General features: G+C 61.0%; 17 protein-coding genes. All 17 read right to left on the bottom strand.

Going from position 1 to position 24,921, the window contains the following annotated elements; all coding sequences use genetic code 11:
• Positions 1-200: 200 nt before the first annotated feature.
• Entirely contained in the window at positions 201-2,831 is a 2,631-nt protein-coding gene (locus G7Y51_RS07575) for a pitrilysin family protein (RefSeq protein WP_165176138.1), read from the bottom strand.
• Between the two features lie 272 nt (positions 2,832-3,103).
• Positions 3,104-3,826 (bottom strand): ABC transporter ATP-binding protein, encoded by a 723-nt coding sequence (locus tag G7Y51_RS07570; protein WP_165070898.1) that lies wholly within the window; start codon positions 3,824-3,826, stop codon positions 3,104-3,106.
• A gap of 60 nt (positions 3,827-3,886) precedes the next feature.
• Positions 3,887-4,714, bottom strand: coding sequence for an ABC transporter ATP-binding protein (locus tag G7Y51_RS07565; RefSeq protein WP_165176136.1), 828 nt, complete (start codon positions 4,712-4,714; stop codon positions 3,887-3,889).
• Positions 4,711-5,748, bottom strand: a complete 1,038-nt coding sequence (locus tag G7Y51_RS07560; protein ID WP_165176134.1) for a branched-chain amino acid ABC transporter permease — start codon at positions 5,746-5,748, stop codon at positions 4,711-4,713. The genes G7Y51_RS07565 and G7Y51_RS07560 overlap by 4 nt, the downstream gene beginning before the upstream one ends.
• The gene (locus tag G7Y51_RS07555) at positions 5,748-6,641 is read right to left on the bottom strand and encodes a branched-chain amino acid ABC transporter permease (RefSeq protein WP_165176132.1); all 894 of its coding nucleotides are present in this window, start codon (positions 6,639-6,641) and stop codon (positions 5,748-5,750) included. Before G7Y51_RS07555 ends, G7Y51_RS07560 begins: the two co-directional genes overlap by 1 nt.
• 233 nt (positions 6,642-6,874) lie before the next feature.
• Positions 6,875-8,023, bottom strand: a complete 1,149-nt coding sequence (locus G7Y51_RS07550; protein WP_165176130.1) for an ABC transporter substrate-binding protein — start codon at positions 8,021-8,023, stop codon at positions 6,875-6,877.
• Between the two features lie 335 nt (positions 8,024-8,358).
• Complete coding sequence (locus G7Y51_RS07545; RefSeq protein WP_165176128.1) at positions 8,359-10,119, bottom strand: YcaO-like family protein; 1,761 nt, start codon at positions 10,117-10,119, stop codon at positions 8,359-8,361.
• 405 nt (positions 10,120-10,524) lie between these two features.
• Complete coding sequence (locus tag G7Y51_RS07540; RefSeq protein ID WP_241160171.1) at positions 10,525-11,973, bottom strand: DnaA/Hda family protein; 1,449 nt, start codon at positions 11,971-11,973, stop codon at positions 10,525-10,527.
• 604 nt (positions 11,974-12,577) lie between these two features.
• Positions 12,578-13,249: an outer membrane beta-barrel protein gene (locus tag G7Y51_RS07535; protein WP_165176126.1), complete on the bottom strand. Its 672-nt coding sequence runs from the start codon at positions 13,247-13,249 to the stop codon at positions 12,578-12,580.
• A gap of 181 nt (positions 13,250-13,430) precedes the next feature.
• Complete coding sequence (locus G7Y51_RS07530) at positions 13,431-14,108, bottom strand: outer membrane beta-barrel protein (protein WP_165176124.1); 678 nt, start codon at positions 14,106-14,108, stop codon at positions 13,431-13,433.
• 475 nt (positions 14,109-14,583) lie between these two features.
• Entirely contained in the window at positions 14,584-16,953 is a 2,370-nt protein-coding gene (gene priA / locus G7Y51_RS07525; RefSeq protein ID WP_165176122.1) for a primosomal protein N', read from the bottom strand.
• Between the two features lie 268 nt (positions 16,954-17,221).
• Positions 17,222-18,094, bottom strand: coding sequence for a UTP--glucose-1-phosphate uridylyltransferase GalU (gene galU / locus G7Y51_RS07520; protein ID WP_165176120.1), 873 nt, complete (start codon positions 18,092-18,094; stop codon positions 17,222-17,224).
• A gap of 280 nt (positions 18,095-18,374) precedes the next feature.
• Positions 18,375-19,727 carry a phosphoglucosamine mutase gene (gene glmM, locus G7Y51_RS07515; RefSeq protein ID WP_165176118.1) on the bottom strand — a complete coding sequence of 451 codons (1,353 nt, stop codon included), beginning with the start codon at positions 19,725-19,727 and terminating at the stop codon, positions 18,375-18,377.
• Between the two features lie 408 nt (positions 19,728-20,135).
• Positions 20,136-21,068 carry a CdaR family protein gene (locus tag G7Y51_RS07510; RefSeq protein WP_165176116.1) on the bottom strand — a complete coding sequence of 311 codons (933 nt, stop codon included), beginning with the start codon at positions 21,066-21,068 and terminating at the stop codon, positions 20,136-20,138.
• Positions 21,055-21,789, bottom strand: coding sequence for a diadenylate cyclase CdaA (gene cdaA, locus G7Y51_RS07505; protein WP_165176113.1), 735 nt, complete (start codon positions 21,787-21,789; stop codon positions 21,055-21,057). Before cdaA ends, G7Y51_RS07510 begins: the two co-directional genes overlap by 14 nt.
• Complete coding sequence (folP, locus tag G7Y51_RS07500; protein ID WP_241160170.1) at positions 21,782-22,732, bottom strand: dihydropteroate synthase; 951 nt, start codon at positions 22,730-22,732, stop codon at positions 21,782-21,784. Before folP ends, cdaA begins: the two co-directional genes overlap by 8 nt.
• The gene (gene ftsH, locus G7Y51_RS07495; protein ID WP_277424685.1) at positions 22,719-24,791 is read right to left on the bottom strand and encodes an ATP-dependent zinc metalloprotease FtsH; all 2,073 of its coding nucleotides are present in this window, start codon (positions 24,789-24,791) and stop codon (positions 22,719-22,721) included. Before ftsH ends, folP begins: the two co-directional genes overlap by 14 nt.
• Positions 24,792-24,921: the final 130 nt, after the last annotated feature.

Raw genomic sequence — 24,921 nt, 5'->3', positions numbered from 1 at the left:
CTTGCAGGCGTATAACCAAAGATATCAGCCAACTGCTGTCTAGTGGCCTGTTTTGCCAGGTAAGCCTTCACGACGATAGTACGAATATTTTCAGGAGCGAACTTCATAGAACAAGTTTAGATTTTTTATGTGAAAAATTAAAGTTAAAATACTCTAGAGCGGTTGCTGTTTTCAACAGCAAACCGCTCTGGCAAAACGCTCTAGGGAAGCAGCTTCACTTCATAGGCATTGGCCGGTTCCAGGTACTTGCGGGCCACGGCCTGCAAGGCCTCGGGCGTCACAGTCGCGGCTTTTTGCAAAAGCTTCTTCTGAAAATCCTGGGGATGATGCAGCACAGCGTCCGTAGCCGCCTCGCCGGCGCGATCCCCCAGGCTCTGACGCGCGCGGAGGTATTGGCCCCAAAGGCGGTTGGCGCCGCTTTGCAGCAAGGCCGCGGGCAAAGGTTTGGCTTTGATCTGCGCAATGATCCTGGCAAAGCCCTGCCGGGCCTGCTCCACTTTATCCGGCGTGGTGCCGATATAGAAGGCTACAAAGCCCGCCTCGGGCATGCCGCGGTAAAAGGAAGTCACCGTATATCCGAGCCCCTGTTCGTCGCGCAGGCTGCTGAACAGCAGACCGCTCTGGCCCGAAAGCACGGATTCCAGAAGCGTCAGGGCAGGCGCGTCCGGGTGGGTCGGCGGCACGGCCTTGAAAAGCAGGAGCAGATGCGCCTGGTTGCGGCCGGGCAGATTCAGATCCAACTCCCTGTCGCTCCCCCAGGCAGGGGGCGCGAGAGTCAGGCCCGCGCTTTTCGGCGCAGGCAGGGAGCGGGCAAAGGCCAGAACGGCCTCGCGCTCGTAATCCCCGGCCACGGAAAGAACCCAGGGCTGGCCTGACTGCAATTTCCAGAAGGCCAGCACATCCTTGCGGTCGAAGCGATCCAGGTTCTGCGCCGTGCCCAGGCTGTCATAGCCGTAAGGCTGGCCGCCCGGATACAAAAAGGGATTGAGTTTGGCGAACATATAGGCCAGAGGCCTGTCCGCGCGCTGGCGGATGGCGGATTTCATGGTGTCCGCTTCGCGCCGTACTTCCCTGGCCTCAAAGCGCGGCTTGCCCAATATTTCACCGAACATACGGAAATAATCGGCATTGAAGCGCGAGGGGCCGGTGAGCGACACGCCAAAGGTTTGCAGGCCCGCCGTGGCCGAAACAGCGGTCGCGCGTTCCGAGAAATAGCGCTCCATCGCCTGGGCGTCCAGTTGGCCGCTGCCGTCGGTAAGCGCTCGCGCCGCAAGATCTGCCAGCCCCTGCTGATCCGGCTTGAGCAGGGCATTGCCGCCGGGCATCATGAAATCCAGGGAAACATAGGGCACTGTGGCGTCAGGGATCAAAATCAGGGTGCGGCCCGGACCCAGTTGCAGCACCTCCCGCTCTTTGGCGGCCGGGCGCGTTGCTGCGGCCGCGGCAGCATTGCCGGAAGACGGCCAGTTGGCGCGCAGCACGGCTTCCAGGTCGGGCAGGGCCGCATTTTGCGGCGCGAGCACCCGCACCCGCGCCTGCCGGGGCTCAAGCCACTGGCTGATGGCGCGCTGCAATTGGGGCTCATCCACATTGCGCTGGGCAAAACGCAGATTGCGCTCCGCCTGCGCACCGCCCAGATCGAACTGAACCGCCCCCAGCCAGGAGGCCAGGCCGTTCAGGGTTTCCCCTGCCCGGTCCATGCTGTCCTCCAGATTCAGCTTGGCTCTGCCCAGCGCCTCGGCAGTAAAGTCCCCGGCCTTGAGAGCGGCCAGATCCCTGGTCAGTTCCTGCCAGAAGGCTTCCAGCTTGTCGGCGTCCAACTGGGCGGTGAGGAGCAGCAGGCCCGCGCGCGCCAGGCTCATATTGTCCACGCTGATCCTGTCCACCAGTTGCTTTTCGTATTTGTACTTGCGGTAGAAACGCGATGTGCCGTCCCCGCCCAACAAATAACTCAGCACGTCCAGATCCACGGAGCGCAGATCCCGCAGGCCCGGCACCGGAAAGGAAATGCCCAGGTAGACTTTGTTCCAGGGGCCCCTGCTGACTTCAACGGCCGGGCCTCCGGCCGCGTCGCCGAGATTCAGCGGCTGGAAGACGGGCAGATCCCCATTGTTCTTCAGGCCGCCGAAAAGCTTCCGGGCATGCGCCAGCACGGCGTCGGGCTCAATGTCCCCGGCCACCAGAAGCATCATGTTCTGCGGCTGATACCAACGCTTGACATAGGCGCGCAAATCATCGGCGGTAATGGCCCTGATGCTGTCCACATAGCCGATGATGGGCCGCCCGTAAGGCGTGTTCTTGAGCCCGGCCACCTGCAGGTTCTCAAAGAGCTTGCTCATGGGCGAATCCTCGCCCCGCTGGAGCTCGGAAATAACCACGTTTTTCTCGGCTTCCAGCTCCCTGGGATCCAGCGTGGCCTGAAAAGCCATGTCCTTGACCACGTCCATGCCCGTGCGCCAGTGCGCGGCAGGCATATCCGTCAGATAATAGGTCTTGTCAAAGCTGGTGGCCGCGTTCAGGTAGCCGCCCAGCGCTTCCACGTCCCGGGCCACCCGGCCTTTGGGGCGGTGCTCCGTGCCCTTGAAAACCATATGCTCCAGCACATGGCTGATGCCCGCCAGGCGCGGCTCCTCATTGGCCGAGCCCGCACGCACATAAAGGCGCGTCGCCACAAGAGGAAACCGCGTGTCCTTGATAATGTATATGAGAAGCCCGTTGGGCAGGCGCGTCAGACGCTCGTCCCTGCCCGGCGTTTCGGCGTGTGCCGCTGCCTGCGAGGCCGTGGCCGCCAAAAGCAGAACCAGGGCGAATACGGAAAAAATGCGTCGCATGAAAACTCCTTGCGCAAAGAAAGATTCAAATATTCTGAAGGGAGCTGTTCGCTCCGGGGATTTTTTCGGCACAGCCTGCGACAAAAAACGCGGCCTTGCCGCTCCCCGTGTCAGATCGACAGCGAGAATGAGAGCGTTTTGCTCATGAAATGAGCTAAACGCTTTAGAGCAGATTACCTTTGACTTTTTATGAAAGTCAAAGGTAATCTGCTCTAGAGTGAAATTCCTTTCTCAACCATGAAAATGGGCCTGCCTTTTGGAGCAGGCGGGCGTCAGCCGCCGAGATACGCCTCCTTGACCCTGGGATTTTCCAGCAATTCCCGGCCCGGTCCTTCCAGCACCACCCTGCCCACTTCCAGAATATAGGCGTAATGGGCCACGGAAAGCGCCGCATAGGCGTTCTGCTCCACCAGAAGCACGGTTTTGCCGTCGGCGTTGATCCGCCTGATGATTTCAAAAATTTCATGCACCAGCAACGGCGCCAGGCCCAGTGAAGGCTCGTCGAGCATCAGCATATCCGGCCGGCTCATAAGCGCCCGGCCCACGGCCAGCATCTGCTGCTCGCCGCCGGAAAGCGTGCCGCCTTTCTGCCAGTTGCGCTCCCTGAGACGCGGAAAAAGCGTGTACACCCATTCCAGATCCGCGGCGATCTCGTCCTTTTCCTTACGCGAGTATGCGCCGAGATAGAGATTTTCCTCCACTGTCAAATGCGGCAGAATGCGCCGGCCTTCAGGCGACAGGGAAATGCCTTTGCGCACCATGTCCTCGGGTTTGAGACCCATGAGGGAAACCGGCTTCTCCCCGTCATGACGGGTAAAGAGAATCTCCCCGCTGATGGTTTTGTTCAAACCGGCAACGGAGCGGATGATGCTGCTCTTGCCGGCGCCGTTGGCGCCGATCAGCGTCACAATGCTGCCGCGCGCAATGGAAAGACTCACGCCCTGAACAGCCTGAATCCCGCCGTAGCGGACATGAAGATCGCGTATTTCAAGCATATTGCTCTGATCCGTCATACCCAAACCCGCTTCTTTGTGAACCGTGGCCGCAGGAGCCGTTCAGCGGCCTCCGGGGCCGCCGCTTTTTGCGGCAAGCATATCCTCGCCGAGATAGGCCCGGATCACCACAGGATTGCTGCGAACGGCATCGGGATCGCCCTGGGCGATCAGCGCGCCGTACTCCATGACCCAGATATATTGGCAGACGCCCATGACGACCTTCATGTCGTGTTCAATGAGCAGAATGGTCAGATCAAATTCATCGCGGATACGCCCGATAAAGTGCATAAGCTCAAGGCTTTCCTGAGGATTCATGCCCGCGGCCGGTTCATCCAGAAGCAGAAGGCGCGGCGCAGTGGCCAGCGCGCGGGCGATCTCCAGACGGCGCTGCGCTCCGTACGGCAGGCTCCCGGCTTTTTCATTGAGATGCTCGCTCAAATGCAGGCGCTCGGCCAGCAAACGGCTTTTGCGGGCAATATCCGCCTCTTCCCTGTAAAAGCGCGGCAATCCCAGGGGGGCCATCCACCAGGAAGAACGGCGGCGCACATGACAGCCCACCATGATATTTTCCAGCACGGTCATCTGCGACGAAAGGCGGATATTCTGAAAAGTGCGGGCCATGCCCAGACGGCAGATCTGGTAGGGCTTGCGCCCCCTGATGCTTTTGCCCGCAAAAATGACCGAGCCTTCCTGCGGCGTGTAAAAACCGCTGAGCACATTGAAAACCGTTGTTTTGCCCGCGCCGTTGGGGCCGATGATCCCGACGATGGAGCCCTGGGGGATGGCCAGCGAGAGATCGCTCACAGCCGTGACCCCGCCGAAACGCATGGTCACGTTTTCGGCCAGCAGCAGCGCCTCTTCCGGCCTGTTGGATGCAAAGCCGCTCATGCCGTGTGCCTCTTGCAGAAGGCGAAAATCTGTTTCCAAGTCAGCTCGCGCGTGCCCATAATGCCCTCGCGCCTGCGCAGGATAATAGCCAGAAGAATCAGCGAAAAAACCACCATGCGCATGCCCGGGATGCCGGGCAGCTCAATAAAGCCCAGATTCATGGGTTCCTCGATGGCCCGCAGCCATTCCAGCAGGATGGTGATCACCGTGGCGCCCAGCAGACTGCCGGTCAGGGAGCCCAGGCCCCCGGCCACCACAAACATCAGCACGTTGAACGTCAGCAGAAAGTTGAACATCTTGGGATCGATGGTGGAAAGATGGCTGCCCAGAAGCGCCCCGCCCACTCCGGCAAAAAAGGCGCCGATGCAAAAGGAAAGCACCTTGTAGCCGAAAACATTGATGCCCATGACGCTGGCCGCGATCTCGTTGTCGCGGATGCAGCGCAGCACATTGCCGAAATTGCTGAAGACCAGTCGCGCCATCACAATGAGCGTGAACAGCGTCCAGCCGTAACAGGCCAGCAGCGTGGCATGAGCCGGTATGCCCTTGATGCCCAGAGAACCGTTGGTCACGGCCGTGGCGTTGACGATCAGCACGCGGATGATTTCCGCGAAGCCCAGGGTTGCGATGCCCAGATAATCGTCGCCCAGCCGCAAGACAGGCACCGCGATGAGAAAGGCGAAGATCATGGCCACGAAGCCCCCGGCCAGCACCGAGGCCCAGAAGGGCGTAAAGAGTTCGGAGAACGGCCAGATGATCGGCTCCAGAATCCACATCATTTCCTTCTGCTCAGGCGGCAGGATGCAGAGCGCGGAAACATAGGCTCCCACAGCGATAAAACCCGCCTGCCCCAACGAAAACAGGCCCGTGAAGCCGTAAATCAGGTTCAGCGAAAGGGCCAGGATGGCGTTGATGAAAATCAGCTTGACAATGTAGATCTGATAGTCGCCCAGAAAGCTCTCGGCCTGCCAGAGCGCGCAGCCCACCACAAGCATCAGCAGAATATTCAGGAGAGTGAAGACGTTCAGGCGCATCAGATTTTCTCCTCCATGCGCTCGCCCAAAAGGCCGGTGGGCTTGAAAAGCAGCACCAGCACCAGCAGCACAAAGGCAAAGGCGTCGCGGTAGCCCGAAAGTTCGGGCATGAAGGCCACGGTCATGATTTCCACAAAGCCCAGGGCCACTCCGCCGATCACCGCGCCCTGAATGGAGCCTATGCCGCCGAAGACCGCGGCGATAAAGGCTTTCAGACCAGGCATGATGCCCATGTAGGGATGCACCTGCGGGTAACGCAGAGCCCACATAATGCCCGATGCGGCGGCCAGGGCCGAACCGATGGCAAAGGTGAAGGCGATGATGTTGTCCACGCGGACGCCCAGAAGGCGCGTGGTCTCAATATCCTTGGAAATGGCGCGCATGGCCAGGCCGGGTTTGGTGCGGTAGACGATGTAGAGCAGAATGCCCACCAGCACGGCAGTCATCACCGGCACAAAGGCCGTGAGCCGCAGGATGCGGAGCCCGCCCAGCTGCCATTCCGAAATCAGCCATTCCGGCTGCAGCACGGGCCGCGGCTGCCCGGTGAAGACCACCACAGCCAGACTTTCAATGAAAAAGGAAACCGCAATGGCGCTGATCAGGGCCGAGATGCGCGGGGCGTCGCGCAGGGGGCGGTACGCCACCCGCTCGACGACCACGCCCAGCAGACTGGCCCCGGCAACGGACAGGATCGCGGCCACGCCCCAGGGCCAGCCATACGCAAAGGTGCCGAAGAAGACGAAATAGGCCCCTACCATCAGGATGTCGCCGTGGGCAAAGTTGATCAACCGCAAGATGCCGTAGACCATGGTGTAGCCGATGGCGATCAGCGCGTAGAGCGAGCCCAGGGTCAGGGCGTTGAAACAGTGCTGAAAAAACATCTCAAGGCTCATGACTACCTCTGGCAGGGCTGACGCATCTGGAGCAGATTACCTTTGACTTTTTATGAAAGTCAAAGGTGGCATTCAGGCGAAAAAACGCGGTTTTCGCCTGAATGTACGCCGCGCTGCGGCGGCATCCCGCGCGGGCAAGGCCCTGCAGCGGAGCTTTGAAAAACAGCGCAGGGGCGCACAATGACACAATGGGCCCCGCAGCGGCCTGGGCCGCCACGGGGCCGCCGGCAGGTTTATTTGGGCGTCACTTCACCCACATACACACGCCGGCCGTTTTTATATTCAATGATGCCCACGGGCATTTCAGCATCGTGGTATTTGTTGATGGAAAGCGTGCCAAGAGCGGTCGGCAGGCCCCTGGTCTCGCCAAGGGCCTTGGCGATAGCCTGGGGCTCGGCCGAGCCCGCGCGTTTGATGGCGTCCACAATCAGGAAGTAGCAGTTATAGCCCAACGCGCCATTCACGTTGGTTTCTTTGTCCGGATAGGCCTTTTTCCAGGCTTCAGTAAAGCGCCTGGCCTCGGGACTCATGTTCGCCATGTTGGGATCATACGGGAAGGTGGTGTGCAAAAAGCCTTCGGCGGCCTTGCCGCCCAGCTTGACCGTATCGGGATTATCCATGGCGTCGGCGCCCATCAGGCGGAAGGTGGCGCCCAGCTCGCGGGCCTGCTTCATGATGATCGCGCCCTCGGCGAAATAGGCGGGCATGAACACGATATCGGGTTTTTTGGAGATCAGCTCGGTGAGCTGGGCTGTAAAGTCCTGATCGCCGGAGCTGTATTTCAGGTTGGCCACCACCTCGCCGCCCAGTTTTTTGAAGGAGCGCATGAAAAAGCTGGACAGGCCCACGGCGTAATCATTGGTCATGTCCATAAGCACGGCGGCCTTTTTGTAGCCGAGATTTTCAAAGGCGTAGGTGGCCGCGGCCGCGCCCTGATAGGGATCGATAAAGCAGGCCCGGAAATAGTACTTCTTGCCCTGCGTCACCAGCGGGTTGGTGCAGGATGTGCCCACGCCGGGCACTTTGGCCTTTTCAGCCACTTCAGCCCCGGCCATGGCCAGAGAGGAACCGTAGGTGCCGATCAGAGCCACGACCTTGTCGCGTTCCACCAGGCGTTTCACGGCATTGGCCGCTTCCACCTTGTCGGACTTGTTGTCCACAACCACAAGCTCCACGGGACGATCCAGAACCGTGGGCATTTCTTTGTGGGCCAGGCGCACGCCTTCCAGCTCCAGTTGGCCGCCAAAGGCGTTCTGGCCGGTCAGCGGCAGATACACGCCGATCTTGATGGGATCCTTGGCCGCAGCGGACGCCGCCTGTACGCCCAAACCCAGCGAAAGCGCCAACGCGCCCAGCACTGCAAGATGTTTGCCCAGTTTCATCCTCACCCTCCAAAGGTTGCGGGTTCACGGCGAGACAGCGGGCAGCCGCGCGACAAACCGCGCATCGGGCCACGCCGCCGGCTCCGTAACAGCGTATTTCTTCGCCCAATCCTTGCCATTGCCGCGCGTTTCCCAGGCGCCGCGACAGGCACGCGCCAGCGCGGGGCCTCACAGCATTTCTGTAACGGAATGCTTTGGCTGCCCCGAAAACGGCCCGCCGCCCCGCCAACCGGCGTTGCGGCGCGCTGATCGGCAGCAATGACAATATATGCTTTGCACTATAGACGACTTGTGCCATTGCTGCAATTGGCAAATAAACGCTGGACGGCGATCCCTCAGGCATACATGCCCAGATAGCGCGCGAACAGCCTTGGCCCGGGACGTGAAAAGCGATCCCATTCAGCAGTAAGCGCCAGTTCCGGAACCAGTGCCCGCACCACGGGCAGGCCCAGATCCGCACGGGTCAGCTCCACATAGAGCGGGGCTTTGCCGTGCGCAGCGAGCACGGCTTCCAGCAGCCGGCAATTGTCCGCGGGGGACGGCAGGCCGTAATCCGGCAGATCTTCCAGCATACGCTCCGGCAGCCCCTGAAGCCCTGGGCCGGAGGGCCTCCCGTGGGGATAGGGCCAGGGCGTCTCGGTCAGGGCGGCCAGGGCGGCGCGCGCGCCGCTCAGATGCGCGCCCGTGGCTCTGGCCACGGCGCCCTCCGGGCTCCTGACAAAACACTGGTATGCGGGCAAACCCAGCTCAGTGGTAATATCCTGAAACTGCACCCGGATTCCGCGGGCGGCATAGTCGTCCAACAGGCTCTGGAGCCGAGGATCGCGGCTTCTGAGCCTGAAGCAGCGAGAGCGGCAAAACGGGGTGGTGGCTTCGGCGTCGCGTTCAAGTATTTCAGTGAGCGCCGCAACCTTGGCTTCTTCCAGGGTATTGCCCGAAGCCAGGCCTGTGGAGCCCCCGGCCAGAAACAGGGCCGGTTCGTCCAGATTGCAGAATAAAAAAACCGCCTGGGCCGGAACGAGCATTGCCGCGCCGTCGGCGGCCCTGGCCTGGAGCCAGTGCAGAGGCGCGTCCGCGTAGGGCGCTTCCAGGGGCAGACGGTTGGGATCCAGCGCGGGCCGCCCCGCCTTTTGCAGCTCGGAATAACGGGCTTTGAGCAGGGGCAGCGGCTTCAGGCGATTCAGAATCTCGCCGTGAGGCGAAAGGCCGCCGCCCTCTCCCACACTGACATAGGCGCTGGCCCGCTCCACGATTTCCATGGCATAGGATGCGCGGGCCTGGGCCAGCGAGAGCCCCCGGCCGTAGGCCGTGGCCTCGCCGCGCAGGCTGTAGTGCAGGGAGCCGCTGCGCACCGTGAGGTCAATCTGCCAGGCCCGCAACAAGGCAATGGGCGAAAGCGAGGCCTCATGCCGCATTTCCGGCCCTGCGATCAGACCGGCCTCCATGAGGGCATCCAGAGCCCGCAAAAATGTTTCCTGCGCGGGCGGCCGCTGCCAGGCAGGCCCGGCTTCGGGCAGGAGCGCGGCATGCAGCCGGGCCAGGATTTCTGAGCGCGCTTCCAGCTCCCGCGCGGTGGCGGCCAGCTCCGCAGGATCGAACAGAAGCGGCGCTTCAACCTCTTCCGGCCGGGGCAGGGGGTGATGCTCGCAGATGTTGGCCTGAAAGAGCTCGTTCCAGGCCGCGGCGGCTGTTGCGTCCGGCAACTGTGCGGCCCGCAGGTACACGGCCGGGCTGACACAGGCCAGACGCGCGGCCGCATCAGGCGGAAACGCGGCGCAAACCTCACGGCAGTGCGGCAGCAGGATCGCGCATTCGGCCAGCAAGGCGGCCAGCGCGGGCCGCGTGAAAATATCGGCGGCCGGATCATAACAGGCGGCGGCCAGAGAGCGCAGCTCCTCAGGCTTTTTTGCGCTCAGCGCGCGCAGGCAGTGCAGATGGAGAAAATCATCCAAAGGCGCGGCCTCAAGCCGTTGGATGGCGGCCTCAAAACTCAGGGATTCCGGCGGCTCACAGGAAAAATAGCCGGTGGTCGCCTGCGTGCGGGTGTGGGTGTAGACATACTCGATCAACTGCGGTTCAGGGCGGACGGGCGACATGCTTCCTCGCGTGAATGAAATTACTGGAGCATGGTGACTCTGCAATGCTCTCACGCCGCGAAGGGGCGTGGAGTATGGGAAAAAGGACATTTTTCCCCGGAATGACAACCTTGAAATTTTACAAATTTCAAGGCTAGTCCGGTTTCAGGGCTGACGCAGCGTATGCGGCGTCAGTGCGTTGCAGAGGCACTCTGCTCCAGGAGGCGGGTTACGGCGGCAGGCGACATACCGGGGCTGACCCTAGAGCATTTTGCTTTTGAAATTATTCAATTTCAAAAGCGGCGCTGCCATCATTTCCCCGCAAGCGGGACAAGCGCCTGAAAAGCGTGGTTTTCAGGCTCATTCGGCGCGGGCGTCCGCTCCCGCGGCCGCCAGAGCGGTTGCCGTTTTCAACAGCAAACCGCTCTAGGCGCGCTGCGCGCCACTGATGCCGGCATTGCGCTCAATGAGTTCCACGGCTCTGGCGATCTGACGTCCTAAACGGGAGTCTTTGGAAAGTTCGCGTTCCACGGAGGTAATGCCCTTGATCACCGTGGAGTGACGACGATTGAATTTTTCGCCGATTTCCTCCAGGGACAAATCCGTGTGCTTACGGGCCAGAAAATAGATGGTATTGCGGCCGAGCACGCATTCCTGCCGGCGCGAACGGGAACAAAGCTGACGCTCGCTCAAGCCGTAAGTCTCGCAAACCAGACGGATAATTGCCTGAAGATCCGGCCCGCACTCCACTTCGGCGTATTGCGTGAGCACTTCCAGGGCGAGATCCAGATTAAGGCCGCAATTGAGCAGGCGAGCCTTGAAGATCAGACTGTTCAGACAGGACTCCATCTGGCGCACGTCGCCCCGCAAGCGTTGTGCCAGCAATTGGCAGACCTCGTCGGGCAAAAGCACCTGAAAGCTTTTGGCCTTGCGGGTGAGGATATGGCGGCGCATCTCCTCTGTGGGACGATCCATACTGGTCAGAATGCCCGAACAGAAATGTGAGACCAGCTGGCTGTCCACCCGCTGCAGTTCGCGCGGCGAAAAGGAGGACGTGAAAATGACCCGGCCGCCTCTGGCCTGAAGACTTTTGACCACAGCCAGGGCCATATCCTGCATCTTTTCCTTGCCCTGGAAAAAATGCACGTCTTCCAGCAGGAGAACATCCAGCTCGCGCAGGCGATTTTTGAAGGCCTCCACGTCATGGCTGCGCAACGCGGCCACAAAGCGGGAGGCAAATTCCTCCGCAGTCAGATACCCCACCCGCGCGTTGCTCCGGCTTTCACTGATGGTCCGGCCCACTGCCTGGGCCAGATGAGTCTTGCCCAGACCCGATGCGGAGTTCACGAACAGCGTCTGCACGCTGCCGCCCTTGCGGCAGACATCCTGGGCCGCGGCCACGGCCACGCTGTTGCTGGGCCCCACCACAAAATCCTCAAACGCATAACGCCAGCGGGCCTGAGCCGGTCGCGCGCATTCCGGCGCGGGCAAAGGCAGGCTGGCCTGAAGCGGGGAAGGCCGCCCAAGGCCTGGCGCGCTTTCCTGACCGGCGCAGAGCGGCGCTGCGGCAAGGGCCTGAGCGCCGCTTGCGATGCGCACTTCAACGGCTTCAGGAGCAATTCCCAGCACCGGCGCCGCGGCTTCCCGCAAGGCGGAAAGCATCCGGCTTTCCAGCCATCCGGCCACAAAAGCGTTGGGCGCGTCAAGGTGGAGAACGCTGCCTTGCACGGAAGCGTGCAAGGGGGCAATCCAAACCTTGAAAATGCCGGAATCCAGCATTTTTTTAAGATTTCTAGAAATTTCGGACCATTGATCTCGCATGGGGGCCTTGTAGCTCAAAAGGTCCGGCTCAGGCAAAGGAGGTTTAAAGGCCATATGGGGCAGACGCGGCTTTTTCTTTCCCCAAGAGTTTTTATCGCTAACATAGCAAAATATATTATTAAATTTAAAGAGCTGGCTTGGCTGCCCTGTGCCGTATCGCCTTGTGGAGCAAGGCTTTAGCATTTTCTTCCGGAAATATGCACATAGTTCGTAAAATTATTTCCACAAATAAAACTATTATTATCTCGATTTTACTCAAGCATACTCTGTTTTTTTGGTAATAACTGCTAACCTTTCGCACTCAAAGGCCGCACAGTTTGTCAAGAGGATAAAAAAAATTTCGCCGGCTCTGCCGCGTGTTTTTTCAGGGCAGCGCAGCAATAGTCAGTAATAACAGGAATTCTTATCAAAATACGCTGCCTCCTTCTGAAGTCTGAAGGCAGGGCGACACGTTGCAGCGCAACGCTACAAACAGACTGAAAAAACCCGCCTTTCGGCGGGTTTTTTCATTGCGCAATAACGCGAAAGCCTTTGTGGCGGCCTGAAGCAATTCCACTTTGAAAGTGCTTTAGCGGCTGCGGGAGCAGACTTCTTTACCACGTTGAGATTGTGTACTCTCAAAGGGAATCTGCTCCCGTGAGCAGCGTGCTGCAGCTCCTTAGAAAGTAAAGCGCAGACCCACCATAAACTCATTGTTGTAGGGCTGATTGCTGATCTCTACCCCATTGCTGGAAACTTCATTGTACCCGAGCATCATAAAGCGGTAGCCCACGTCAACGGCGAAATTCTCATTGAAGTTATAGGCCACGCCCGCGCCCACGTTCCAGGCGAAGTTGGTGAAGTTGTCGCTCTGGCTGGCATCAATATAGCCGTTAGCAGCATTCGCATTGAAGGTGTACTCGGTGTAGTTGAAAGCCAATCCTACGCCTGCGCCGATATAGGGCACAAAGGGCGTATCTGTCTGGATGTCGTAATAGAGATTCAGCAGCAGGGTGGAAGTATTCCAGAGCCCCTTGGTGCTCGCGTTAGCGCCACCGAACGTGGAATCCCAGCTCTTTTCGCTGTTGCCGCGCAGGGCGAATTCCAGTTCCGCGCGCAGCGGCAGCATCTGCTGCGGATAAAAGTCATAGCCCAGGGCCAGAGCCCCGCCCAGAGTGAACTGGCTGTAGCTTTCATCCGTCATGTCGCTGTACGGGCGGGAAATAGTGCCGGTATCCTGAATGGACATCAGGAATTTGGGCGCAATGTAAAAGCCGTTTACCTCCGCTTTGGCCATGCCCGGCAGAGCCAGAACGGCGATCAAGGCCGCGGCTGCAAATAGACGTTTCATATCGCTTCCTCCAGAGTAAAGGGTTAAGGTTACCGGAACCGTCATTTTACATGCTTGCCGCAACACGTCAATCTTATTTAGCCGCAATGGTGCTGCAATCTGTTGACGCGCCTGCTTTATTCAATGAAAAATCCCCTGTACAGGACAGGGGATAAGCAGTTCCGGAGAATGATGAAAATTTTTAGAAGGCGAAGCGCAGGCCCAGCATGAATTCGTTGTTATAGGGATCGTTGCCCACTTCATATTTCACGCCGTTGGAATGCGCGCTGACCTCATTGTAGCCCAGCCCCACAAAACGGTAAGATGCGTCGATGGCAATGTTCTCGGTAAAGTTGTAGGCCACGCCCGCGCCCACATTCCAGGCGAAATTGGTGAAGCGATCATCCGCCGAGAACTTGCTGCCGTCGGTGCCGGTGAAGTCATAGCCGGTATAATTGAAGGCCAGCCCCAGGCCCGCGCCGATATACGGCGTGAGCGACGAGTCATTGTGGAAATCCCAGAACAGATTGGCAAACAAGGTGGAATTATTCCACGTTCCTTTGGCATTCTTCACAAAGGGGCCGCTGTCACTCCAGCTTTTTTCGCTGTTGCCGCGCAGGGCGAATTCGATTTCCGCGCGCAGAGGCAGCATCTGCTGGGGCCAGAAATCATAGCCCAGAGCCAGAGCGCCGCCCAGGGTAAACTGGCTGTACTCGTCCAGCCCCGAACCGGCAAGGCCGGAAGAACGCTCCACGGTCCCGGTATCCTGAATGGACATCAGAAATTTGGGGGCCAGATACATGCCTGTGCCTTCCGCTGCGGCCAAGCCGGGCAGAATCAGGGTGAAGATAAGCGCCAAAGCGGCAACAACGCGTCTCATGACAGTCCTCCTGAGTGCTTTCCCCTTCTATCGACGGGGAATTTTAAGATTGGTCCAAATGTTAAAAATTGTCAATAAAATTTCTAACATTTGTCTTGACTTACCCTCGCGTCCGGATCTCCTTGCTTGTCCGCGCCTTCCTCTGCCTGCGGAAAGAATTTTTTTCCGGACGCAATACTTAATAGCAAGCTCTATGCCACTCCCTGAAAAAGAGGGAACGGCGGCGGATCGCCATGCTCACGATCCGCCGCCGTTCCCCGCCGTCTGAAGTCCGACGCCCTGGGTATTGCCGCTTCCGCCCGCTCTCACAGCGCGTTTCAGGCAGGCCGCGGCACTTAGAGCAGATTACCTTTGACTTTTTCTAAAAGTCAAAGGTGGCATTCAGGCGAAAAAACGCGGTTTTCGCCTGAATGTACGCCGCGTTGCGGCGGCTGCCGCTTTCGCGTCAGCAGAGCATTTTCACTTTGAAAATGCTCTACAGCATATTCACGGGATCGAGGTCAAGGAAAAGCCGTAACGGGCCGGAGGCGCAGCATTTTTCCGCAAAAAAATAGATTTGCCGCAAAACCTGCCAGTTTTCGGCTTTGAGCAGGCAGTGGAAACGCCGCCGACCGCGCAGCAGGGCCAGAGGCGCGGGCGCGGGCCCCAGCAACTGCACGCCGCAGGCGCGCGCCCGCTCCCGCAGCGCGGCGGCAAGCTCGTTGAGCGCGGCGGGGCCTTTGGGTTCAGCCACGGCAAAAGAAATCCGGATCAGGGCCAGACGCACAAAGGGCGGATAGCGCCGCAAGCGGCGACGCGCCAGTTCCGCCGCGTAAAAGCCCTCGTAATCGCCCGTCTGCACATATTGCCAGCAATAATGGCCCACATCGCGGGTCTGAATCAGCACGCGGCCGGGCTTTTCGCCCCGCCCTGCTCTCCCGGCGGACTGCACCAGAAGCTGAAAGGTGCGCTCCGCAGCCCGGTAGTCCGGCAGGTTCAGGCCCAGATCCCCGTCAGCCACCACGACCAGCGTCACCTGCGGGAAATGATGGCCCTTGGAAAGCATCTGGGTACCCACCAGAATGGGCGCTTCCAGGCGGGCAAAGGCCGCCAGAATTTCCTCCATGCGGCCGGGGCGGCGGGTGCTGTCGCGATCAAGTCGCAGCACGGGCCTGCCCGCCAGCACTTCCAGACGTTCGGCCAAACGCTCGGTGCCCTCGCCCAGCGGCAGAAAATTCATGCCCTTGCATTGCGGACAGGGCGAAGGAAAGGGGCGGCTGTAGCCGCAATAGTGACAGACCAGCTTTTCCCGGCCCTTGTGATACGTCAGACCGATTTCGCATTGCGGGCAACGCTGGGTGCTGTTGCAGTCCAGGCAGTACATCAGCGGCGCGTAGCCGCGGCGGTTGAGCAGCACCACGGCCTGCTCGCCCCTGGCCAGAGTTTCGCGCAGGGCTGACTCGCTCTGCGGTGCAAGCAGGCCGCCATCCTCAAAGGAAGAAGCCGCTTGCGGCAGCCCGCTGATATCCACCAGCTCCACCGGCGGCAGGGCGCGGCCCCCTACCCTGCGCGGCAGGCGCAGCAAGGGCAGTTGCCCGTTTTCCGCCGCGTAAAACGTCTTCAAATCCGGCGTAGCCGATCCCAGCAACAAAAGCGCCTGCGCCTGCGCCACGCGAAACCAGGCCACTTCCTTGGCCTGATATGGCATGCTTTCGTCCTGTTTGAAGGAGGCGTCATGCTCCTCGTCCAGCACTACGCAGCCCAGGCGCGGCACAGGCAAAAACAGCGCGGAACGCGTGCCCACGATCAGGCAGGCCTCCTTGCGTGCCGCAAGCGCGCGGAACGTGGCTTCGCGCCGGGCCGCAGACTGGTAGCCGTGGTAAAAAAAAAGCGGCGCGTCCGGCAGGGCGCAGGCCGCGTCACGGCGCAGCTTGTGAGCCAGTGCCACTTCCGGAGCCAGCAGGAGCAAGCTTTTGCCGCGGGCAAGGCACAGCTTTGCCAGTTCCAGATACACGGCAGTCTTGCCGCTGCCCGTGACCCCGAAAAGCAGGCGCGAGGCGGCTGATTCCCCGTCCAGCGCGGCGCGCAGGGATTCCAGGGCTTGAGCCTGATCCGCATTGAGGCTGAACGGCGCGGGAGGCGGCGGCAAAAGCCCCTGTTCCACGCCTTCTCCGGCATCCTCCCTGACAAGCGCCAGATGCCCGGCCCTGAGCAGGCTCCGGAGCGCGGCTGCCGCTGCCTGCCCAAGATTTTGCAGCAGACGGCGGCGGCTCACGGCCCCATGCTCGTGCAGATACTCCAGCACCTCAATCTGTCGCACGGCCGACGGTCGCACAGGCCAGGGCGGATCCGCGCGCAACTGGCAAAATTCCTCACTGGCGGCGTCAGCGCCCGGAGCCAGCATGCGCGCCTCACCCGTGCGCAAGGCCCGCGCCAGCTCAGAGCGTTCAGCCGCGCCGGCTTCGGCAATGCGGCGCAGGCTCAGGGAGGCCGTTTGCCCCGCGTGGATGCTGCGCAGGCAGGCGCGCGCGCTGCGCAGGCCCTGCGGCAGCAGATGCCCGAGGATATTCCCGGGCGCAAGGCCCTGGCGGCGGCCCAGATCTTCAGTGAGCGCCAGCAGTTCCGGCGGGAGCAAGGGCAGATTTTCCAAGGGCCAGCAAACGAATTTGCAGGGCACGTTCGGCGGCAGGCCTGAGGCGGCGCATGCTTCCAGCAACACGGCGGCCCGCAGCGCGCCCGGCTTGCCCCTGCCCAGGGGCACGGCCACGCGCAGGCCGGGCTGCCAGAACTCCGGGGGGAACTCCGGCGGCAGCTCATATGTCAGGCTGGCATACGGGGGACTGAGAAGGGCGACTCGGGCGTACATGAAAAAAATCGTTGCTCCCGCCCCAAAAGGAATCTCAGGGCAAAACGCCCGGCCTCATGCCGCCGTTGGGCAGCCATACGCGCGGTTTTTGAACGCAGGGAAGAAAAAAATCGCAGGCCGCAGCCTGCGCCCGTCAGCCCTTGGGGCTGACGGGCGCGGTAGCCGTAGCCCGTAAAGACGTGCAGATAGCGACAGCCACTCTGGCAACAGCAACGATGCGGCGGCGGCCGCTTTCGCGCCGGAAAAACAGTTTCAAAGTGAAACTGCGCTACTGGAATTGCACAAAATTCTTCAGGAGGCCCAGCAATTCGTAGCGCAGTTCTTCATCCTGCAAAGCAAAATAAATGTTCGCGGTCAAAAATTCCGCCCAATCGCCCGCGTCAAAACGCATGCCCGACATGCGCACGGCCATCATGCCACGTTCCTGGGCCATGGCCTGCATGGCGTCAGTGAGCTGGATCTCGCCGCCGTGGCCGGGCTTGGCCTTTTCCAGAAAGTCGAAGATTTCCGGGGTGAGCACATAACGGCCCACAATGGCCAGCCGCGAGGGCGCATCCTCACGCTTGGGCTTTTCCACCATGCTGCGCACCCTGAAGACCCCGGGGGCCACCTCCTCGCCGTCGATGATCCCGTAACGACTGACCTTTTCCCAGGGCACTTCCATGACGCCGATGACCGGCATCTTTTCGGCCATGGCCACTTCAATAAGCTGGCCGATGCCCGGCACGCCTCCGAACATCAGGTCGTCGCCCACCATGATCGCAAAGGGGTCGTCGCGCACCAGCTCGCGCGCGCAGAGCACGGCATGGCCGAGGCCCAGTTGCTTTTTCTGGCGTACGGACATGATGTTGACCATCTCAGCCACTTCCCGCACTTCCCGCAGCTTGTCCACCTTGCCTGCGCGCTCCAGCACAGCCTCCAGCTGGAGGTTGTAGTCAAAGTGATCCTCAATGACGCTCTTGTCACGGTTGGTCACAAAGATCACGTCCTGGATTTTCGCGCGCTGCGCCTCTTCCACCACATACTGAATGACGGGCTTGTTATAGATGGGCAGCATTTCCTTGGGAATGTTCTTGGTTGCGGGCAGTGAACGCGTACCCCAACCGGCCACGGGAATGACTACCTTGCGTATATCTTTCATGTGCGCCTCCACTGCGGTTGTTCCACATTGGTCGTTCCACATTTAGATAATCATCCAAAAGCCTGGCAAGCGCAAGCAAAAAACGCAATTTTGCGGCCCCAGCGCAGCAAAAGCGGAAAAAACCAGCAAAGACAGCTACGCTTGCCCAAGGACCTCGCGGGATATTTTCGAGCACTGTAATGTGACCATGCGCTCACGCCGCACACAGAGCGGCATGGGAACGTTTTCAAAAGTATGCGGCTCCGGCCCCGGCCTGGTTGCGGACATGAGACAGGCGGCCCTAACGCAGTTCGTGCGCCACCACCGCGGCCAAATCCTCGGCATAGGCCTTGACCTTGTCCGCGTCCTCGCCTTCCACCATGACCCGGCAGAGGGCCTCGGTGCCGGAGTAGCGCAAGAGCACCCGGCCGCGGCCCGCCAGTTCCTTTTCCACGCGGGCCACGGCCTCGGCAATGGCCGGGCGCTCCTCAAACGGCAGGCGTTTTTCCACCCGCACGTTGACAAGCTGCTGGGGAAAGGGCGTGAGCAAACCGGCCAGCTCGGAAAGCGGTTTCTCCTTTTCGCGCATGATCCGCAGGATTTGCAGGGCTGCCAGCAGGCCGTCGCCCGTGGTGCTGTAGCGGTGGAAAATCAAATGGCCGGACTGTTCGCCCCCGAGCATGGCCCCTTCGCGACGCATGGCTTCCACCACATAGCGATCGCCCACCTTGGTGCGCAGCAGGCTGCCGCCATGCTCGCGCATGAAGATCTCCAGAGCCAGATTGCTCATGGCTGTGGCCACCAGCAGATTGCCCGGCAGCTCGCCGCGGGCCATCATGGCCTGGGCGCAAAGCGCCATGAGCTGATCCCCGTCCAAAATGGCGCCGCGTTCATCCACCATAATCAGGCGATCCGCATCGCCGTCCAGGGCCAGCCCCACGTCGGCGCGCACTTCGCGCACTTTGGCCGCCACCACTTCGGGATAGAGCGAGCCGCAGTGCTCATTGATATTCAGGCCGTTGGGCTGCGTGCCCAGGCGAAAGACTTCGGCGCCCAACTCTTCCAGAGCCAGCGGGGCCACCTTGTAGCTGGCGCCGTTGGCGCAGTCGATGACGATGCGCAGGCCGGAAAGCGTAAGCTGGGGCGGAAAACAGCTCTTGGTGTAGACAATATAGCGACCGCCCGCGTCTTCAATCTTGGCGGCGCGGCCGACCTGATGCGCTTGCGGATAGGGCCAGGCCATATCGGGCTTTTGCACCATGGCGGCAATCTCGTCCTCGGTCTGATCCGGCAGTTTATAGCCGTCGGCGTCGAAAAATTTGATGCCGTTGTCGGAATAAGGATTATGCGAAGCCGAGATGACCACGCCCAGATCCGCACGCATGCTGCGCGTCAGAAAAGAAATGGCAGGCGTGGGCAGGGGGCCGGTCATGATCACATACATGCCCGCGGCGCACAGCCCGGCCGTGAGCGCGGACTCGAACATGTAGCCCGAAAGCCGCGTATCCTTGCCGATGACCACCTTATGCTGGTGCGGGCCGCGCCTGAAGCGCACTCCGGCGGCAAGCCCGAGCCGCAGGGCCACATCCACGGTCATGGGAGCGTTGTTCACTGTGCCGCGCAGTCCGTCGGTGCCAAAAAGACGCTCAGCCATGGGATCTCCTTCTTGCGACGTGCCCTGGGGGCTGTCGTTAGAGCAGATTGCTTTTGAAACGCCCGCTCAGGCGCTTAACGGCGCAAGTAAATTTCGCCTGCGCCTATCCCTGCTGTCGTCATCCGTAAGGCGGCACAGCCGCCAACGGCTGACGCGCGCGGCGGGCATGGCTTCGCCATGCCAGAGCGTTTAGCTAATTTCATTAGCAAAACGCTCTACAAGGCGTTTTGCCCTTGCGGCAGGAAAAGCAGTTTGAGAGTGTTAACTTTTGAATGTTTTCGCCACTTCCGAGCCGCATGGAATCTGGCTTTGACAGGAAGCAAACATTACTTTGGCAATACCCTCAGCAGTTTTTTGCCCGGGGAGCGTACTCCAGCCGCAGCCATCGCAGCAGCCCGGAAGCGCGGATTATTTTTTCTTGCGTGAGACCGTAACTTCTTCCGTGGCCGAATTCAAGAGCGTCATGCCTTCAGGCAGCCGGAAGCGCAGCTCCACTTTCGCATGCTGGCCCGGCTCCAGAGCGGGCGGCACGACGCTGACCTCCAAGCGGGAAAGATAGCGGGCACTTTTCGCCAGGGCCTCCGGCACTTCCGCCAGCACGGTGATTTCGTCCGGCGTCACGGCGTAAAGGCGGCGGTTCTCCACTGAGAGTTCCACCTTGCAGCGCCGTGAAATCACAGTACGCCCGCTGGTGATGGTATATTGCACGCGCACGGAAGCCGGCGTGGCAGTCACCAGGCTCGGCGTATCCAGTGTGACGATCTGTTGCACCGTGGTGCCCGCAGCCTTGGGATCGAGCATGATGGTCAGAGGAAGGCTGGAAATATCCGAAACCACGCTTTCCGGCCCGCGCAAAACCACGGTGGCCGGGGAAACGCTGACGTTTTCCACGGTCAGCGCGCCCCCGCGCAAGGGCGAATCCACAATGGCGCGCAAGGGCACGCTGCGTTCCAGCAGGGTGTCGGCCTTGAGCACAATGCGCGGCGGCTGCACGTCCACGAGCTCAAAGGCCCGGAAAGCGGGCCCCATACTTTCGCCGCTCAAAGGCACAATCGTGTCGCCCTTCTTGATGCCCGAAAGATCCACGGCCTGAGTCAGCTTTTGCTGCGGAATGGAACGCAGCAGGGTTTCCGGGCCGCGCAGACGCACCAGCACCTTGCTGATCAGGCCGTCAGTGACCACCAGATTGGACGGGATGCCGAAATAATCGATATTCACTTCCACCTGGGCTTCCAGGCGGTCGCGCACGCTGACCACATACCACATGCCCACGGCCGTGAGCACGGCCACCAGCAATGACGCAAGATGCGGCGCGCGCCGGGGACTGCTAGAGGATTTCATTGAGCACCTGCCTTAAGCGCGTCGCGTCCAGGGAACGGATCAAATCGCCCTTCATGGCCAGCGAAATTTCGCCGCGTTCTTCGGACACAACCACGGCCACGGCATCGCTTTCCCGGGTGATGCCCAGAGCGGCGCGGTGCCGCGTGCCGAAATTCTGCCCCTTGGCCACGGCCAGGGGCAAAATACAGGCCGCAGCCATGATCCGCCCCCGGCTGATGACCACCGCTCCGTCGTGCAGCGGGGCCTTGGGATAAAAAATATTCATCAGCAGCTGGCGGGAAAGCTGGGCGTCCACGCGCACGCCCTCGCGCTTGATCATATCCTCCAGGCGCATGCTGCGCTCAATGACTATCAGCGCGCCCACGCGCAGGCGGGCCATTTCCACGCAGGCCCTGACCACCTCCTCAACCCCGCCCTGTTTCAGTTCGGGCCGCCTGAACAGGCGGTGCGCGCCCATTTCGCCCAAAGCCTGCCGGATGTCGGCCTGGAAAATGACCACAATGAGAATGAAGAGGGAACTGAAGATATGCTGCAAAAGCCAGGTGAGGGTGTACAGCCCCATGGCCCCGGCCATGAAATACAGCAGGGTCAGCAGCCCCAGGCCCGTGAGCACGGCCAGAGCCCTGGAGCCGCGCAACAGTTGAATGACCTGATAGAGCAGCGCGCTGACCAGGGCAATGTCCAGAAAATCCCGCCAGTCAAGGGTGACATGCTCAAACACGATGCTCTTTCCTTGTACGCTGCCCGGCGAGTGGCCCGCGCTGTGCGCACGCGGCCCGGCCCATGCCCGGATCCAGTGCCGCCGCGACCCGCAAACCCTGGCGCGTGGCCGCCACGTCATGCACTCTGTGCCAGAACACGCCACGGCTCCAGAGCAGGACCGCGGCCGCCAGAGAGGCAGGACCCCGCCCACTTGCGGGCAGGCCCAGCAGGCCACCGAACACGGATTTCATGGAAAGGCCCATGAGTACCGGGCGGCCGAAAGAAAGCCAGTCCTCCGGGTGGGCCAGAAGCGCCAGATTGTGCTCCAGACTTTTGCCGAAACCGATGCCCGGATCCAGAGCAATACGGTCTTCGGGCAGGCCCGCGCTTACAAGACGGTTCAGGGCGCGCTCGAAAAAATCCCTCACCTCGCGGCGCACATCGGCGTAGCGCGGATTGTGCTGCATGGTCTCGGGGCGGCCCTGGCTGTGCATCAGCACATAACCGGGCTTGTAGTGGATCAGCACGTCCAGCAGTTCCGGCTCAAAAGCGCAGGCTGAAATATCGTTCACGATCCCCGCGCCCAGCTCCAGCGCCGCGGCCGCGGTGGCCGCATGCCAGGTGTCCACGGAAAGCGTTGCGCCCGGGGCTTTGCGCTGCAGAGCGGTCAGGACGGGCAAAAGGCGGGCCTGTTCCTCTTGCGGGGTGAGAGAGCGCGCGCCGGGCCGGGAGGATTCGGCCCCCAAATCCAGGATGTCGGCCCCCTCGTCGCGCAGGCGCAGGGCATGCGCCAGACCTGCTTCTGCCGTGGCATGCGCGCCGCCGTCATAAAAAGAGTCGGGCGTCAGGTTCACTATGCCCATGACGCCGAAAGGGGCGGGCGTCACAAGCGCCCGCCCCCCTCCGACACGCCAGGGCGGGTTCGTTGCTGCCGAACCCGGACCCGGTTTATTTTTTGTCATGATCCCCGCCGTGCGCCGCATCCTGCGGTTTCGGCAAGGCGGCATCGGAAGAGGCGTCACAAGCGGCGTCCTTGTCCCTTCCGCTGTCCTGCCCGGCAGCGGCGTCCTGCCCGGAAAGCGTTTCCACTGTCCGGCCCTCGCTCCTGCCCTGGGCATCCGGCTCCAGCAGAAAGTCTGCGGAGGCATCCGGTTCCCTGTTCTGCTTCTCCCCGCGATGCGCAGCGTTCGGGGAGGTCTTCACAGGTTTGCCGTTGACGTCCAGGGGCGGCAGTTCCTTATTCTCCATGATCAGATCCAGCTCATCGCCGGTGATGGTCTCGCGATCCAGCAGAGCCCGCGCGATGCGGTGCAGAATCTCCACATTATCTTCAAGGAGCTTGCGGCAGCGGGAATGGGCCTCATCCACGATGCGCTTGACCTCGGAGTCCACCAGGCGGGCCGTGTCTTCGCTGAAATTCTTGTTCTGCACCCATTCGCGGCCGATGAAAACCTCTTCGCCGGTTTCGCCGATGGCAAGCGTACCCACGGCCTCGCTCATGCCCCATTCGCAGACCATCTTGCGGGCCATACGGGTGACGCGCTCAATATCGTTGGACGCGCCGGTGGTGATGTCGTCGAAGATCAGCTCCTCGGCCACGCGGCCCCCAAGCAGCACCACCAGATTATTGCGCAGGAAGGTGCGCGAGTAGCCGTGGCGGTCTTCCTCCGGCAACTGCATGGTCACGCCCAGAGCGCGGCCGCGCGGGATGATCGTGATCTTGTGCACCGGGTCGGAACCGGGCAGCAGACGGGCCGCCAAAGCGTGACCGCCTTCATGGTAGGCGGTGATCCGCTTTTCCTCTTCCGAAAGGATCAGGCTGCGCCGCTCGCGGCCCATGAGCACTTTATCCTTGGCGAATTCAAAATCGCGCATGTCCAGTTTGTCCTGGTTGAGCTTGGCGGCCTGCAGGGCGGCCTCGTTGACCAGGTTTTCCAGATCCGCGCCGGAAAAGCCGGGCGTGCCGCGCGCCAGCACTTCCAGATCCACATCCGAATCCAAGGGCGTGCGCTTGGTATGCACCTCAAGGATGCGGCGGCGGCCGCGCAGATCCGGCGTGGGCACCACCACCTGGCGGTCAAAGCGGCCGGGCCGCAACAGAGCCGGGTCCAGCACATCCGGGCGGTTGGTGGCTGCAATCAGGATCACGCCTTCATTGCTCTCAAAGCCGTCCATTTCCACCAGCAATTGGTTCAAGGTCTGCTCGCGTTCGTCATGGCCGCCGCCCAGACCCGCGCCGCGCTGGCGGCCCACGGCGTCGATTTCATCAATAAAAATCAGGCAGGGCGCGTTTTTTTTGCCCTGCACGAAAAGGTCGCGCACGCGCGAAGCGCCCACGCCCACAAACATTTCCACAAAATCCGAACCGGAGATGGAAAAAAACGGCACCCCGGCCTCGCCGGCCACGGCGCGCGCCAGCAGCGTCTTGCCCGTGCCCGGAGGGCCCACCAGGAGCACGCCTTTGGGAATACGCCCGCCCAGGCGGGTGAACTTTTTGGGATTGGAAAGAAATTCCACCACTTCCGAGAGCTCTTCCTTGGCCTCGTCCACGCCCGCCACGTCGTCAAAGGTGATGCGCGCGCCTTCCTGATTGAGCATCCGTGCCCTGGAACGGCCGAAGCTCATGGCCTTGCCGCCCCCACTCTGCATCTGGCGCATAAAAAATATCCAGACCCCGATCAGCAGAAGCATGGGGAACCAGGAAACCAGCAGAGCCATGTACCAGGGCTGTTCCTCCGGCGGCTCGGCCTTGATTTCCACCTTTTTTTCCATGAGCTTGCTGACCAGCCCCGGATCTTGCGGGGCATAGGTCACCAGACTCTTGCCCTCGGCCACTTTGCCGGTAAGGGTATGCCCCTGGATGGTCACGGACAGCACCTGCCCCTTGTCCACCCGGTTCATAAATTCCGTGTAGGGCACCCGCTCCAGAGCGCTTTGCGGCTGCTGGAACATATTAAAAAGCATGACCATCGCCAGGACGATGATCGCCCAAAGCATCAGGTTGCGACTTATCTGATTCAACGCTGCCTCCGTTACGATTTCCGCGCGCAGCGGCTGCGCGCGGCCAGAGCCGGACTGGCGGCCAGCCCGCGCAAGAAAGTACTACCTGCACGCGGCCGCTGTCAAATGCACGCCCGTACAGGCAATGCCA

It is taken from the genome of Desulfovibrio sp. ZJ369 (genome assembly GCF_011039085.1).
Classification (GTDB): Bacteria; Desulfobacterota; Desulfovibrionia; order Desulfovibrionales; family Desulfovibrionaceae; genus Desulfovibrio.
Note: the sequence above shows the minus strand (reverse complement) of the source record. Positions and strands in the feature narration are given on the sequence as shown.

Bases quoted from the DNA above. Each gene is read 5' to 3' on its own strand.
- G7Y51_RS07575 (WP_165176138.1), bottom strand. From the start codon at position 2,831: ATGCGACGCATTTTTTCCGTATTCGCCCTGGTTCTGCTTTTGGCGGCC.
- G7Y51_RS07570 (WP_165070898.1), bottom strand. From the start codon at position 3,826: ATGCTTGAAATACGCGATCTTCATGTCCGCTACGGCGGGATTCAGGCT.
- G7Y51_RS07565 (WP_165176136.1), bottom strand. From the start codon at position 4,714: ATGAGCGGCTTTGCATCCAACAGGCCGGAAGAGGCGCTGCTGCTGGCC.
- G7Y51_RS07560 (WP_165176134.1), bottom strand. From the start codon at position 5,748: ATGCGCCTGAACGTCTTCACTCTCCTGAATATTCTGCTGATGCTTGTG.
- G7Y51_RS07555 (WP_165176132.1), bottom strand. From the start codon at position 6,641: ATGAGCCTTGAGATGTTTTTTCAGCACTGTTTCAACGCCCTGACCCTG.
- G7Y51_RS07550 (WP_165176130.1), bottom strand. From the start codon at position 8,023: ATGAAACTGGGCAAACATCTTGCAGTGCTGGGCGCGTTGGCGCTTTCG.
- G7Y51_RS07545 (WP_165176128.1), bottom strand. From the start codon at position 10,119: ATGTCGCCCGTCCGCCCTGAACCGCAGTTGATCGAGTATGTCTACACC.
- G7Y51_RS07540 (WP_241160171.1), bottom strand. From the start codon at position 11,973: ATGGCCTTTAAACCTCCTTTGCCTGAGCCGGACCTTTTGAGCTACAAG.
- G7Y51_RS07535 (WP_165176126.1), bottom strand. From the start codon at position 13,249: ATGAAACGTCTATTTGCAGCCGCGGCCTTGATCGCCGTTCTGGCTCTG.
- G7Y51_RS07530 (WP_165176124.1), bottom strand. From the start codon at position 14,108: ATGAGACGCGTTGTTGCCGCTTTGGCGCTTATCTTCACCCTGATTCTG.
- priA (WP_165176122.1), bottom strand. From the start codon at position 16,953: ATGTACGCCCGAGTCGCCCTTCTCAGTCCCCCGTATGCCAGCCTGACA.
- galU (WP_165176120.1), bottom strand. From the start codon at position 18,094: ATGAAAGATATACGCAAGGTAGTCATTCCCGTGGCCGGTTGGGGTACG.
- glmM (WP_165176118.1), bottom strand. From the start codon at position 19,727: ATGGCTGAGCGTCTTTTTGGCACCGACGGACTGCGCGGCACAGTGAAC.
- G7Y51_RS07510 (WP_165176116.1), bottom strand. From the start codon at position 21,068: ATGAAATCCTCTAGCAGTCCCCGGCGCGCGCCGCATCTTGCGTCATTG.
- folP (WP_241160170.1), bottom strand. From the start codon at position 22,732: ATGACAAAAAATAAACCGGGTCCGGGTTCGGCAGCAACGAACCCGCCC.